A 13892-nucleotide genomic window follows, 5' to 3' on the forward strand; every position below is an offset into this window, starting at 1 on the left:
TCCACTGCGGCTCCGGTCACCGGCTCAGCCTCGTTCACTACCAGCTCACGGGCATCTTCTTGACGCCGTATCCGAGCCCGTCGTCCATGAACGGGAGGTCGACGAGGTCGGCGGCCAGGGTCAGTGTCGGAATGCGCCGGAACAAGGCGGCGAACACGACCTGGAGCTCCAGGCGGGCCAGCGGCTGGCCGGTGCACTTGTGCACACCGTGCCCGAAGGCGAGCTGCTGGCCGGCATCGCGGCGCAGGTCCAGCTCCCCGGCATCGGGGAACACGCTTTCGTCGCGGTTGCCGATCTCCTCCGGGAGGATCAGACCCTCGCCGGCGCGGATCACCTGCCCGGCGATCTCGATATCCTCCACGGCCACGCGGCGACGGCCGGGCTGGACGGTGGTCAGGTACCGCAGCAGCTCGTCGACGGCCGCGGCGACCTCGGGGCCGTCGGAGTCCTTCAGGACAGCGATCTGGTCGGGATGTTGCAGCAGGGCCAGCGTGCCCAGCGCGATCATGCTGGCCGTGGTCTCGTGCCCCGAGATCAGCAGGAACAGCACCAGCATCACCAACTGATGCCGGTTCAGCTGGCCGGTGGCCAGCCGTTCGGTGGCCAGCTGGGACAGCAGGTCGTCTTCGGGGGCAGCGAGCTTGCGGCCGATCAGCCTCGCCAGATAGCGATACAGCTCGCCCTGGGACTCGTTCACGACGTCGTCCGGGACGTCGCTGCCGGTCATTGTCCTGATGGCGTGCTGGAAAAAGTCGTGGTCCTCGTAAGGGACGCCGAGCACGTGGCAGATGGTGATGGACGGAATCGGCAGGGCGAAATCCGCCACGAAATCCGCCGGCTTCGGGCCTGCCAGCAGAGCATCGATGTGGTCGTCGACGACTTGCTGGACTGTGGGCCGCAGTTGCTCGACCTTGCGGGGGGTGAACGGCCGGGCGATCATCCGGCGCAGCCGGAGGTGCTCGGGGCCTTCCATGGCGGTCAGGAACTGGCCTTCTTCATGGTGGTCCCGCAGAAACTGACTGTGGAACGGGTAGCCCGGCTGCATCCAGTCCGCGCTGACCCGGCGGTCCGACAGGAGCGCGCACTGCTCCGCATGCCTCGTCACCAACCACGGAGTGCTGTCGTCCCAAAGCCGCACTCGGACCAGCGGCGCCCGTTCCTGTAGCTCGGCGAGCTCAGGTGCCGGATCCAGCGGGCAACCAGGCGCCCTGGGAATCGGAAAGGACGGGACTGCCGTGGATTCCAGATCAGGAACATTGGCCTGCGAAGACGTCACAATCCTAGCTCCGTCCCGAATGTCACATAGCGGAAGACACTTCAAAAGTGGGGGCCGATGGCGCCTACACCCTCCAAGCTGATGCAGCAACCATGGGCCGAGTGTTCGTCGGTAGACGGTCCCTCAGCCTCGAGAGACCTCATGACCGCCGGCAGGAAGACCTGCAGGATGCCCTGGATGACTGGGCTCGCTCAATGGAGTGATCGCCGAATCGGCTTCCACGACCTGCGGATTCCGGTCTTCAATCTTTCGCGCCACATGGCGAGAAACGATCCATGTGCGGCCCTTGTCCGCCGAAGGTGAGCAGCATCAAACGGCAGCCTCTCCGCCTGGCACTGTTCCGGACCGGCAGCAGCCTACCCAGATTCGATCAAGCTCTACAAGGGGTGGGAAAAAGCCTGGCATCCCTCGGTCGGCGGTCATCGGGGCACCTGCGCGATGGTGAAGTACCACTCCCCCCACTGAGATGACGAGGGCTCCGAACAGGACATTCACGACCTACTGCGCTGACAACTGCGGGAGAACCGGACTCGATTGGACGTCAGCGGCCCGCTCGTCCACCCGTTTCGCGGCCCCGTGCGCCCTCTTTGGAGTGCCTCGCGATCCTGCGCGCCGGAAGGACTGCAGAACTTCCATCGTCGCAGGCCACAGGGCACCTCCTCGTGCCTGGCAACAGCCCAGCCGCACAACGGCTGTGTGCACTGCCCATTGACGGAACGCCAAAGACTGTATGAGATAAGGATGTTGGAATCAGTCAAGGCGAAGAGGGGTCAAAAATGGCGCAGGCAGTGACGGAGCGTTCGGTGACCATGACGGATGAGGTAAAACCGGACATGGTGCTCTTCACCGACGAAGAAGGTCTTGATCTTGACGATGACGTCGAGTTGATCGCCCTGTCATCGGCTACTTTGGGCGCCATCGTTGCGCGGCGCTGCTGACCGCATCTGATGCCGACTCAGAAACGACTGGCCCTCTCGTTCGCTGGAGAGGGCCAGGTGTCGGTTCGATCGTCCACGCGGCAGGCTCGCGTGACGCTCGGCCGCCCCCTGATCAATTCCGACGTCAATTCCCCGTTCTTCGTTCCTCTCGGACTGCTCTGCATTGCCTCGCCTCTGATGGCACACGGTCATCCCGCCGTCGTCGTCGACCTGGAGTACGAGCACCGGATCGGTGCCTTCGAGCCCAGTGACGCCGACTGGCTCGACCAGACCTGCGCTCGCTTCCTCGCAGACGATCCCGACATTCTCGGCCTCACCTGTCTCGCGGACACCCTCCCGGCATGCCTTCTCATCGGGCGTCAGGTCAAGCGGCTCCGGCCCGATGTCACCGTGGTCCTCGGTGGGCCCGGTACGTTCGGTGTCTTCCCCGACGCCCTCCCACGCTTCGCCGACTGCGTCGACTTCGTGTGCCGCGGCGAGGGAGAGCTCGCGATCACCGACCTCGCGGATGCCATTGCCGACGGGGCCGATCCCGCGGGGGTACGGGGCTTCTGGTCGTGCAGGAACGGCCAGGTCGTCTCCAGCGGGCCCCAGCCGACCACGAACCTGAACCTCGTGCCGATGCCCGCGTATGACGCCGTCCCGATGGGCGACTACATCCGGCTGTCGACCCCGCACATCTTCGACGTGCACATCGGCTCCGGGTGCACCTACTCGTGCAAGTTCTGCATGACGTCGACGTTCTGGGACCGCGACTTCCGGATCAAGGATCCCGCGGTCATCCTCGAAGAGCTGCGCTTCCTGCATCGCACGTACGGGGTGACCCAGTTCAACTTCCTGCACGACAACTTCGCCAACAAGCGCACGTACCTTGACGAGTTCGTGGCCTACTTCGCCGAGCACAACGACATGTTCGAGTGGGGCTGCGCGGTCCGACCGGACAATGTCAACCCGTCCCTTCTGCGGCGCATGGCCGACGCGGGATGCTTCAACATCTTCTGCGGCACGGACGCGGGGTCGGAGAAGATCCTCAAAGCCATGCTGAAGATGCCCTCGACGAAGCGGACTTACGAGTTCTTCCGGTCCGCCCAGGAAGTCGGCATCCAGTTCGAGACCAACACGATCGTGGGATACCCGGACGAAAACGCCGACGACCTCGAGAAGGCACTGGAGGTCGTCTTCGACGCGATCGCCTACGGTGCCGTCAACAGTGATCTCAGTGTGCTTCAGCCGCTTCCCGGCGCCGAGATCACGGATGAGTACCGGGCTCAACTCGAACCGCTCGAAAGCGGACTCGACGTCCTGGGCACCTTCCTCCCGTCGGACGTCCGCGCGCTCATCAAGGACGATCTGGCGACTTTCACCGGATTCACCTTCATTCGCAGCGGGAATCGGGACTACGAGTACTACCAGGACGTGTTGCGCCTTTCGCGGTACTTCACGCGCCGCTATTACCACCTGCTGAGATTCCTCAAGCAAGATGCCGGACACACGTATGTCGAACTCATCGACGCACTGCTCGAACGGGCTGCAATGCCCATCGAGGAAGCGCTCGCTGAGATTCTGGCGCACCTGGAGGGCGTGCACGCGCAGGCCGCCAGGGCGCTGTTCGCATACGACTCGATGCTTGCGGAGTTCCGGGGGGACGAGGTCGAGGAAGAGCTCGTCAACGTATACCGGCGGCCCGCCACCGTGGAGGAAAAGCCGCACTTCCTGATCACGGACTTCGATGTCGACGTCGTCACGATGATTTCCGACCCGCGCGATATCATCTGGAAGCCGGAGCTGAGCCGTCCGACAGTCGTGGTCGTGTATCGCGCAAGTGAGGCAGAGGTGTCGACTCTCCGCCTGACGCCGGCGCAGGCCAAGATGTTCAAGGCCCTCATGCCGCGCGGGCCGGAAGAACGCGAAGCTCTCCTCGCGAACATCGCCCCTGGGCGGCTGCGCGAGGTCGCGACGGCGGTGGCAGGGCTGTGTGCGCAGATCGACGCCTCGCCGGACGCTCCCGGACGGACTCCTCCGGTGGCCGACAGCCCCCTCGTGACCACGTGAACGTGACGCGCCCCGTCATTGTCGAGGTCGACGACGACCCGATTCGATGGCACGGGCCCACGGGAGGCGACTACCTGAGCCGCTGGTTCGCGGCGGCGAGCCAACGCAGTCGGCTCGATCTCATGTGGGTCGCGGACGACGGGCTGAGCCAGCACTACCGCGTCCAGCAGGGCGCGTCCTTCTCCGACGGGAGCCCGGTGCGTGCGCGCGATCACGCCCGGGCGATCAAGACCGCGCTCACGGTTCCGTCGCTCCAGCGGTTCCTGCGCGACATCAGGGCGGTCCGCACATCGAAGGACGCGCTCGTCATCGAGCTCCGCCGCCAGGCGCCGCACCTTCCCAGCCTGCTGCGGAGCGTCGATCTCGCTCCCATCTCGTCGTGCGGGCAGCTGTCTTCCGGTACGTACCAGCGTGCCGCGCGCACCGCCGATGACGAGTACTGGCTCGAACCCGTCAAGGCCGGCACACCACCGGTGCGGGTGCTCGTCCGCCGCGATCCGCACGGCGCCCCGGAGAGGTTTTGGCGGGGCGAGGTCGATGTGACGTGCGCGACGGCGTTTCCGCTCGACCGCGTCCCAGACTTCGCGGACAGTCAGGTGTTCCACACAGCACCGACCGCGATCGAGATGCGTCTTGAGATCAACCCCGACAGCCCGTCGGCGGTGGGCGACGCGGAGTTCCGTCGCCGGCTCCTCGGCGCGATTCGCTACGACCGCCTTGTCGCACGCTGTTGGAACGGTGTGGAGTCGGCAGCGTCCGGCCACCACGTCGAGGCACCGCCCAGCACCATCGGCTCCGGCGTACGGCTGCGCCTGGGGTACTGGGACTACTACCCCAACCGGGACGTGGCCGAAGAGGTCGTGGCCCAGCTGACCGAGAACCTCGGTGTCGACGTCGAGCTGGCACCCGTCGACTTCATCTCGGGCTCGGCTCAGTCCTGCGACGTACTCCTCGCGTTGCGGGGCCCGCTCTTCGAGGATCCGATCTGTGCTCTGGACCTGCTCGACCCGGCGCGCCGTGACCCCGTCCTCGCGCCGCTGCTGCACCGGCTGTCCGAAATCCCGGACGACGATGCGGCGTACGACGAGCTGCGGCGAGCCGTCCGCGAGCAGTGTCCGGTCCTGCCGCTCCTGCGACTCCGAGGCCACTGGCTGCAGCGCGAGACACTGACAGGTCGGCCCTGGCCGCCGATGGGCGCCGTGCGTTTTCCCCGGTTCAGCTGGAACGCCGATTCTTCATGATCTTCCCCAACGGTGATCTCGTGACGAAGGGAGGCCAGGGATGACTGACGGAATCGACCGCTATGTTCTCTCGCCCGCGGCGACTTGGTCCCGCGACGGTGACGAGCTGCGCGTTTTTTCCGACGAGGTACTGCTGGTCCGACGCTGCCCTGAATCGGTGTTCGCATGGCTCAAAGCGGTCTCCGACGAGCCGGCCGGCCTCCCGGCGCCGAGCGGAGGCCAGGTGGACGCCATCGTGCGTACGCTTCTTCGGCTTCGCCTCGTAGTCGCACCGTTCGACCGTTCGTGGCACTCGTCCGCCTGGAGGAACCAGGTCGAGTACTTCGCGGCCTTGGGTCTGGATGCCGGCGCGGCACAGGATCGGCTGCGCGCGGCGCACGTGACCGTTCTCGGCGTCGGCGGCATCGGCGGTGCGGTGCTGGCTGAGATCGTGGGTGCGGGCGTGGGCGGGCTCACGCTCGTGGACGGCGACCGGGTCGCGCTGGAGAACTTGAACCGCCAATATCTCTACCGGCGTTGTGACGTCGGACGGGCGAAGGTCGATGTGGCCCGCGAGTGGGTGCGCGAGCGCCTCCCTGAAGCGGAGCCGACCGCTGTCATGGAAACCATCACGACCAGCGAGGCGTTGGTGCCGTACCTGCGAGAAGGTGGGTTCCTCGTTGTCGCGGCCGACCGTCCTGCATCGCTGCCGGAACTGTGCGCTCAAGCCTGTCTTGAGCGCGGAGTGTCGATGATCACGGGAGGCTGCGGCCTCCGAGTCGGGTCGAGTGGCCCTTTGATCCGGCCCGCCGATGCCCCGGCGTTCATCGCGTCACGCCAAGAGGCAAAGGCCACGGCCGGAGCCGCGGTCACGCCGATGGCGGCCTCGTTCGGCCCGGTCAATACGCTGGTGGGCGCGACGATGGGCCGTGATCTCATCTTCGGCATACTCGGTGTCAGCGCCCGAACGACTTCGCATCGCGTCGAGCTGCTGGGAACGGTCTTGACCTGAGCGTGGCTCTTGTCCCCGCTGACCTCGGTGCTCCGGGATCGATGCGGCGCGTTCGGCCGTCCTGCCGACGACGAATCCCCCGGCCGCTGAGCGGCCGGGGGATTCGGCTGGTGTCCGAGGGGGGACTTGAACCCCCACGCCCGATAAAGGGCACTAGCACCTCAAGCTAGCGCGTCTGCCATTCCGCCACCCGGACCAGGTGTCTGCCGCCTTGGCGAAGGTGTTCCCCGCGGCGACACGCACAACAATACCAAGCTTTCGCAGTGCCCTTCACCTGCATATCCGTCCGACGAGACCACGTGACGACAGTATTCTGTATACTGTTGGCCGACAAATGGCCCCTTCTCGGAGGCGACATGGACGATCTGGATTCCGCGGTGGTGCTGGGCATGGCAGACCAGGCACCCGACGGCATAGTGATCATCGACAGCGAAGGACTGATCCGCTACTGGAACCGGGGTGCGGAGCGCATCTTCGGGTTTCCGGCGGCCGACGTGGCGGGTCGCAGCCTGGACGTCATCATTCCCGAGAGGCACCGCAAGCGGCACCAGGAAGGCTTCGACGCGGCCATGGAGCGGGGGTCCAGCAAGTACGGCGACGCGGATCTGCTCAACGTGCCGGCGCTGGCTGCCGACGGCCGCAAGCTGTCCATCGAGTTCAGCGTGGTGCTGCTGCCCCGCCCCGACGGCAGCACCTACTGCGGCGCGGTCATCCGGGACGTCACCGCGCGGCGGGAGAAGGAGCGGGAGCTGATGCGGCGCCGTGCCGAGGCTTCGGTCTGAGCGGCGCCGGACCATGGTGAAGGGGCCGTGACCTGTGAGGTCACGGCCCCTTCACTGTGCCGCTCAGACGATGACCCCGCTCTCCTTCAGCCGGCCGATGGTCTCCTCGTCGTAGCCCAGCTCCACCAGCACCTCGGAGCTGTGCTCGCCGAGGAGCGGGGCGCCGACGACCTCCGGCTCGAAGGAGGAGAACTTCACCGGGCTGCCGACCGTCAGGTACGTGCCGCGGCCCTTCTGCTCGACCTCGACGACCGTGCCGCTCCTGCGCAGGTCCTCGTCGTAGGCGATCTCCTTCATGCTCATCACGGGGGCGCAGGGCACCTCCCACTCCCGCAGGATGTTCACCGCCTCGTACTTCGTCTTGTCCGCGAGCCACTTCTCGATCTCCTCGAAGATCTCGAAGATGTGGGACTGGCGGGCGCGCGCGGTGGCGTACTCCGGGTCCTCGGCCCACTCGGGGCGGCCGATCACCTCGGCGGTGCGCTTCCAGTTCTGCTCCTGGACGGTGAAGTAGATGTACGCGTTCGGGTCGTCCTCCCAGCCCTTGCACTTGAGGACCCAGCCGGGCTGGCCGCCGCCGCCCGCGTTGCCGCCGCGCGGCACCACGTCGGTGAACTCGCCGTTCGGGTACTGCGGGTACTCCTCCAGGTAGCCGACCCGCTCCAGGCGCTGCTGGTCGCGCAGCTTCACCCGGCAGAGGTTGAGCACGGCGTCCTGCATGGAGACGGAGACCTTCTGGCCGCGGCCGGTCCTCCCCCGGTCGATGATCGCGGTGAGGATGCCGATCGCCAGGTGCATCCCGGTGTTGGTGTCGCCGATGGCGGCGCCGGAGATGGTGGGCGGACCGTCCCAGAAGCCGGTGGTGGAGGCGGCGCCGCCCGCGCACTGGGCGACGTTCTCGTAGACCTTGAGGTCGTTCCAGGACGACTGGTCGTTGAAGCCCTTCACCGAGCCGAAGATCAGGCGCGGGTTGAGCTCCTGGATGCGCTCCCAGGTGAAGCCCATCCGGTCCAGGGCGCCCGGCGCGAAGTTCTCCACCAGCACGTCGGCGTCCTTGATGAGCTTTTCCAGGACCTCCTTGCCCTCGGCGGTCTTGGTGTTGATGGCGAGGGAGCGCTTGTTGCTGTTGAGCATCGTGAAGTAGAGCGCGTCCAGGTCCTCGATGTCCCTGAGCTGACGGCGTGTCACGTCGCCGCCGTTGGGGCGCTCCACCTTCAGGACGTCGGCGCCGAACCAGGCGAGCATCTGTGTGCAGGCGGGACCGGCCTGGACCCCGGTGAAGTCGATCACCTTGATTCCGGCGAGCGGCTTTTCACTCATGTGTGCTTCCTTTTCGTGAAGGTACGTGGTCACTTGGCGGCCGGCGTGATGTTGCCGACGGTGATGCCCTTGGGGTTGAGGTGCGAGATGTGGCCGCTCTCGGTGCCGGCCGAGGGATCGATCACGCAGTCGATGAGCGCCGGACCGCCGGAGGCCAGGGCCTCGGTGAGGGCTGCGGTCACCTCGGCGGGCGTGGTGGCCCGGTAGCCCTTGCCGCCGAACGCCTCGATGAGCAGGTCGTGGCGGGCGGCCGACATGAGGGTCGTGGGCGACGGGGCGTCGTCGTACGGGTTGGTGTCGTCGCCGCGGTAGACACCGCCGTTGTTCATGATCACGGTGACGACGGGCAGCTGGTAGCGGCAGATCGTCTCGATCTCGATGCCGCTGAACCCGAAGGCGCTGTCGCCCTCGATGGCCACGACCGGGGCGCCGCTCTCGACGGCGGCGGCGATCGCGTAGCCCATGCCGATGCCCATGACACCCCAGGTGCCGCTGTCGAGGCGGTGGCGCGGCACGTGCATGTCGATGACGTTGCGCGCGATGTCCAGCGCGTTGGCACCCTCGTTGACGATGTACGTCTCCGGGTGCGCGTGCACGACGTCGCGTACGGCCTTCAGGGCGCCCATGAACTGCATGGGGTGCGGGTCGGCTTCGAGCCGCTCGGCCATCTTGGCGACGTTCTGCGCCGACCGCGCCCCGAGCTCCTCGCGCCAGGCCGAAGGGGCCGTGATCTGACCGGGCTTGGTGCGTTCGGCGAGGGTGTCCAGCACCGACTCGATGTCACCGACGAGGGGTGCGGAGATGGGCTGGTTGCTGTCCATCTCCTTGGGGTCGATGTCGATCTGGACGAACTTGGCGTCGGGGTTCCATCCCGCCTGGCCGTGGCCGAGCAGCCAGTTGAGGCGGGCGCCGATCAACATCACGACGTCGGCCTTCTTCAGGGCGAGCGAGCGTGCGGTGGCGGCCGACTGCGGGTGGTCGTCGGGCAGCAGGCCCTTCGCCATGGACATCGGTACGTAGGGGATGCCGGTCGACTCGATGAACTGCCGTACTTTCGCGTCGGCCTGGGCGTACGCGGCGCCCTTGCCCAGCACCACCAGCGGGCGCTCGGCGGAGGCGAGGAGCTCGATCGCCCGGTCCACGGCCTCCGGCGCCGGCAGCTGGCGCGGGGCGGGGTCGACCAGGCGGCTCAGTGTCCGGTCGCCCTCCGCCTTGGGCATGATGGCGCCGAGCACCGCGGCGGGGATGTCGAGGTAGACACCGCCGGGGCGCCCGGAGATCGCGGTGCGCAGGGCGCGGGCGATGCCGCGGCCGATGTCCTCGACCCGGCTGACCCGGTAGGCGGCCTTCACGAAGGGCTGCGCGGCGGCGAGTTGGTCCATCTCCTCGTAGTCGCCCTGTTTGAGGTCGACGAGGTGGCGCTCGCTGGAGCCGGAGATCTGGACCATGGGGAAGCAGTTGGTGGTCGCGTTCGCCAGCGCGACCAGGCCGTTGAGGAAGCCGGGGGCCGAGACGGTGAGGGCCACGCCGGGTTTCTTGTTGAGGTAGCCGGCGATGGCGGCCGCGTGACCGGCGTTGCTCTCGTGACGGAAGCCGATATAGCGGATGCCCTGTGCCTGGGCGAGTCGGGCCAGGTCGGTGATCGGGATGCCGACCACGCCGTAGATGGTGTCGACGTCGTTCAGCTTGAGCGCGTCGACGACCAGGTGGTACCCGTCGGTGAGCTCGGTCGGAACGTCGGCTGCTGCCGCGGTCTCCAGGGTCGAGGGAGCGGTCATGGTCCGAGGTCCTCCTTGGGCAGGTCCTGCCGGAGCGGCTACTTCTCTCACCATCGGCAGCGCGCTTGTCCGCGTCCAAGACCCATCGGCGACCAGCCGATAAACGGCGTCTATCGAGGGCTGGTCAGGGGCCTGGCACCTGCCTTGATAGACAGTTGCTATCGGCCGTTCGCCAGCGGGTATTGGACGTCCAACCGGTGCCGCCGCAGGCTCGCAGAGGATGTTTCATCGGAGCTGTGCGAGGGGGTGGGGTCATGGCCGTTCCGGCCGCGGCATCCGTGCGTGACGCGGACCGGTACGGATCTGTGGAGGTCACGGGCCTCGTCGATCTCCTCGACCGGCAGGTGCGCGAACGCCCGTACGCACGGGCCCTGGTGGTGACCGGTGAGCGGGTGCAGCTGTCGTACCGGACTCTGGCGTCCCTGGCCGACGACGTGGCGGCGCTGCTCGGTGGCGCGGGGCTGGGCCGTGGTGACGCGGTCGGTCTGATCTGTGCCAACACGGCGGAGTTCGTGGTCGGGTTGCTCGGTGCGGCGCGGGCCGGGCTGGTCACGGCTCCACTGGATCCGGCGCTTCCGGGGTCGCAACTCTCGGCGCGACTGCGTGCGTTGGGGGCGCGGGCGGTCCTCGTCGATTCGTCGCTGTCCGGTGTCGGCACGCTTCCGGTGCCCGCGTGGCCGCTGCGCGTGGACGTGTCCGGGGCGGGGACGGCTGCGGTGGTGCTCGAACCGGGCGCCTGCGAGACGCCCCAAGACCTGGGCGCGGCAGGTGAGTTGTCGGAGCGGGACGCCCTCGTGCTGTTCACCGCCGGGACCACCGACCGGGCGAAGATGGTCCCGCTGACCCACGCCAATGTGGCCGCCTCCCTGCGGAACATCTGTGCCACCTACGAGTTGGGGCCCGGTGACGCGACGGTCGCGGCGATGCCGTTGTTCCACGGCCACGGGCTGTTCGCGGCGCTGTTGTCCACCCTGGCGAGCGGGGGCTGTGTACTGCTGCCCGAGCGGGGGCGGTTCTCGGCGGGCACGTTCTGGGACGACATGCGGGCCGTGGGCGCCACGTGGTTCACGGCGGTACCGGCCATCCACGAGATCCTTCTGGACCGGTCGGAGCGGGAGCACCCGGGCCCGCAGGCGCCGCCGCTGAAGTTCGTCCGCAGTTGCAGCGCGCCCCTGAACACGGCGACACAGCGGGCGCTGGAGCGTACGTTCGGCGCTCCGCTGCTGTCCGCGTACGGGATGACCGAGTCCTCGCACCAGGCGACCAGCGAGCCCATGCCGCAGCGAGGGGCGCTCCGGCAGGGGTCGGTGGGCCGGCCGACCGGGGTCGCGGTGCGGGTCGTGGACGGCGGCGGACGTTCCTGTCCGGCGGGCGTGGAGGGCGAGGTGTGGGTGCAGGGGCCCACGGTCGCCCGGGGTTATCTGGCCGACGGGGACGAGTCGGCGCGAACCTTCGTCGACGGGTGGCTGCGCACGGGTGATCTGGGGGTGCTGGACGAGGACGGGTACCTGTCACTGACCGGGCGGATCAAGAACCTCATCAACCGGGGCGGGGAGAAGATCTCGCCCGAACATGTCGAGGACATCCTCGCCGGGTGCCCGGGGGTCGCGGAGGCGGCCGTGTTCCCGGTCCCCGACGCGGTGTACGGGCAGCGGGTCGGTGCCGCCGTGGTGGTGCGCGAGGTGGACGGCAGCGGGCGCGAGGAGATCCTGCGGTACTGCCGTGACCGGCTGGCCGCCTTCGAGGTACCGGACCGGCTGGAGCTGGTGGCCGCGCTGCCGTACACCGCGAAGGGGGGACTGGACCGGAAGGCGGTGCAGGCGCGGTACGGGTCCTGAGGGGCGCAGGGGGCGTTGTGCGCAGTGAGGGGTGTCGGCCGGGGGGGCAGGAAGGTGCCCGGTGAAGGCCGGTCGCCGCGTTGGGGTGACCGCCGGAGCGGCTGGGCCGGTAGCAACGGGGTCGGCACGCGCGGTGCCGGGACCTCGGCGGCTGTCAGCGCACTCGGGGTGCGAGCGGCCGGGGCCCAAGCCAGCCCGACGCCAAGCCGCCGCCCTGCCGTACCTCACCATGAACCCAACCGACCCGGTGACGGCACGCGCCCGGGCTCTCGCCCTCACGACAACCGCTGGACCCACCCCGCAGCAGGAGCGCGCCCTGCAGAACCGGCCAACAACCATCCCATGCCCGAACCCTCGCCGCCCCGACGGACCTCACCGCCAACAAACCCGACCCGAGACGGCACGCGCCCGCGCCTCCCCCCCCCCCCACCGCAACCGCCGGCAGGCTCAGCGCACTCGGTGTTCCGGTGGCAGCGGGCGGGCGAAGAAGTCGTCCAGGGACAGGCCGGTCGCCGCGTTGACGAAGGCCCGGGCGGCGACCGAGCCGGGGGTTGCCGCGTGGATGGCCACCGAGACCTGGGCCCCGGCCTCCGGGTCGACCAGCGGCAGGGCTCTCGTCCGGCCGACCACCGGCATCGCGCGCAGCCAGGTGTGCGGAACGATGCTCGCCCAGCCACCGCCGCCGACGTGCGCGTAGAGGGAGGCGATCGAGTCCGTCTCGACCTGCGGGGTGACCACGTACCCCTTCTCCGCGAACACCGTGTCGACGATCTGGCGGATCCGCATGTCCGGCGTCAGCAGCGCGAGCGGCAACTGGGCCGCGTCCGCCCAGGAGACGGTGGCTGACTGGGCCACCAGCTGGTCGTCGGAGACCAGCAGCATGTATCTCTCCTGGTAGAGGGGGACGATCTGGAGGCCTTCCTGGTCGTCCGGGTCGAAGTGGGCGATGGCAACGTCGAGTTCGTAGTCGCGCAGCTGGCGGTGGAGTTCCTTCGTCGACAGCCGGGAGCGGACCTGCACCTTCGCCAGGGGGTGCGCCGCGCAGAACGCGGCCACGGGGAGGGCGAGGGTCGTGGACGCGGTCGGGTCGGTGCCGAGGCGGAGGGTTCCGGTGATGCCGGACTGAACGGCGGCCACCTCGGCCTTGAAGGCGTCCTGTTCGGCGAGGATCCGCTTGGCCCACACGACAAGCCGCTCGCCCTCGGGGGTGAGGCCCTGGTAGTTGTGGCCGCGGTTGATCAGCGTGACGTTCAGCTCGCGCTCCAGCTTGGCGATCGCCGCCGAGAGCGCGGGCTGGGAGACGTAGCAGGACTCCGCCGCCCGGGCGAAGTGCCGTTCCCTCGCCACCGCCACGAAGTATTCGAGCTGCCGGAACAGCATGAGCGGCTCCTCCCTGCCCACCGGATCTCTGGCTCCATACTGTATGCAGTCTGGAGTGATGTACAGGGAGGAGACCGCACCAGTCAGCGCAGGAGCTTCACCGCGGCCACCACCAGCGGGTCCAGACCGTCCACTCCGGCGTCGGCGAACTCGTGGAGCCGGGTGCGCATACGCGGGTCCCAGAACCTGCCGATGTGCCCCGCGATCGCCTCGGCGGCCTCCTCCCCCGGCAGATGGGCGAGGTTCCTGGCGATGTCGTTGGCCATCCTGCACTCGGCCGGCACGGTCGCCGTCAT

The 13892-nt window shown here is 68.1% G+C and carries 11 protein-coding genes and 1 tRNA gene; 6 read left to right on the plus strand and 6 right to left on the minus strand.

The genetic code is table 11. From position 1 onward, the window contains the following. Nucleotides 1-37 precede the first annotated feature (37 nt). Nucleotides 38-1276, minus strand: a complete 1239-nt coding sequence (locus ACGFWE_RS06700; protein ID WP_352381151.1) for a cytochrome P450 — start codon at nucleotides 1274-1276, stop codon at nucleotides 38-40. A 776-nt stretch (nucleotides 1277-2052) separates the two neighbouring features. Here ACGFWE_RS06700 and ACGFWE_RS06705 point away from each other — a divergent pair. From ACGFWE_RS06705 to ACGFWE_RS06720, 4 genes are read left to right on the plus strand one after another with little or no spacing between them, the layout of a single operon-like run. Further along, nucleotides 2053-2214, plus strand: a complete 162-nt coding sequence (locus ACGFWE_RS06705) for a hypothetical protein (RefSeq protein WP_352381153.1) — start codon at nucleotides 2053-2055, stop codon at nucleotides 2212-2214. Between the two features lie 9 nt (nucleotides 2215-2223). After that, nucleotides 2224-4266: a B12-binding domain-containing radical SAM protein gene (locus tag ACGFWE_RS06710; RefSeq protein ID WP_393598369.1), complete on the plus strand. Its 2043-nt coding sequence runs from the start codon at nucleotides 2224-2226 to the stop codon at nucleotides 4264-4266. Nucleotides 4267-4268: 2 nt separating this feature from the next. After that, entirely contained in the window at nucleotides 4269-5507 is a 1239-nt protein-coding gene (locus ACGFWE_RS06715) for a hypothetical protein (protein ID WP_393598371.1), read from the plus strand. A gap of 40 nt (nucleotides 5508-5547) precedes the next feature. After that, the gene (locus ACGFWE_RS06720; protein ID WP_352381159.1) at nucleotides 5548-6498 is read left to right on the plus strand and encodes a ThiF family adenylyltransferase; all 951 of its coding nucleotides are present in this window, start codon (nucleotides 5548-5550) and stop codon (nucleotides 6496-6498) included. Nucleotides 6499-6606: 108 nt separating this feature from the next. Here the strand turns inward: ACGFWE_RS06720 and ACGFWE_RS06725 are convergent. Beyond that, a tRNA-Leu gene (locus ACGFWE_RS06725) sits at nucleotides 6607-6694 on the minus strand. Nucleotides 6695-6854: 160 nt separating this feature from the next. Between ACGFWE_RS06725 and ACGFWE_RS06730 the strand changes: the two genes are divergently transcribed. Beyond that, nucleotides 6855-7280, plus strand: a complete 426-nt coding sequence (locus ACGFWE_RS06730) for a PAS domain S-box protein (RefSeq protein WP_352381161.1) — start codon at nucleotides 6855-6857, stop codon at nucleotides 7278-7280. A gap of 63 nt (nucleotides 7281-7343) precedes the next feature. Here ACGFWE_RS06730 and frc read toward each other — a convergent pair whose 3' ends face one another. Beyond that, a complete protein-coding gene (frc, locus tag ACGFWE_RS06735) occupies nucleotides 7344-8600 on the minus strand; it encodes a formyl-CoA transferase (protein WP_352381163.1) in 1257 nt (418 codons plus the stop codon). 29 nt (nucleotides 8601-8629) lie between these two features. Continuing rightward, entirely contained in the window at nucleotides 8630-10378 is a 1749-nt protein-coding gene (gene oxc / locus ACGFWE_RS06740; protein WP_393598374.1) for an oxalyl-CoA decarboxylase, read from the minus strand. 254 nt (nucleotides 10379-10632) lie between these two features. Here oxc and ACGFWE_RS06745 point away from each other — a divergent pair, with 254 nt between their 5' ends. After that, entirely contained in the window at nucleotides 10633-12216 is a 1584-nt protein-coding gene (locus tag ACGFWE_RS06745) for a FadD7 family fatty acid--CoA ligase (protein WP_393598376.1), read from the plus strand. A gap of 447 nt (nucleotides 12217-12663) precedes the next feature. Here the strand turns inward: ACGFWE_RS06745 and ACGFWE_RS06750 are convergent, their stop codons facing one another. Then, nucleotides 12664-13596 (minus strand): LysR family transcriptional regulator, encoded by a 933-nt coding sequence (locus tag ACGFWE_RS06750; RefSeq protein WP_352381169.1) that lies wholly within the window; start codon nucleotides 13594-13596, stop codon nucleotides 12664-12666. Nucleotides 13597-13679: 83 nt separating this feature from the next. Continuing rightward, a complete protein-coding gene (locus ACGFWE_RS06755; protein ID WP_393598378.1) occupies nucleotides 13680-13892 on the minus strand; it encodes a formate dehydrogenase subunit delta in 213 nt (70 codons plus the stop codon).

It is taken from the genome of Streptomyces sp. NPDC048523, from assembly GCF_043199815.1.
Taxonomy (GTDB): domain Bacteria; phylum Actinomycetota; class Actinomycetes; order Streptomycetales; family Streptomycetaceae; genus Streptomyces.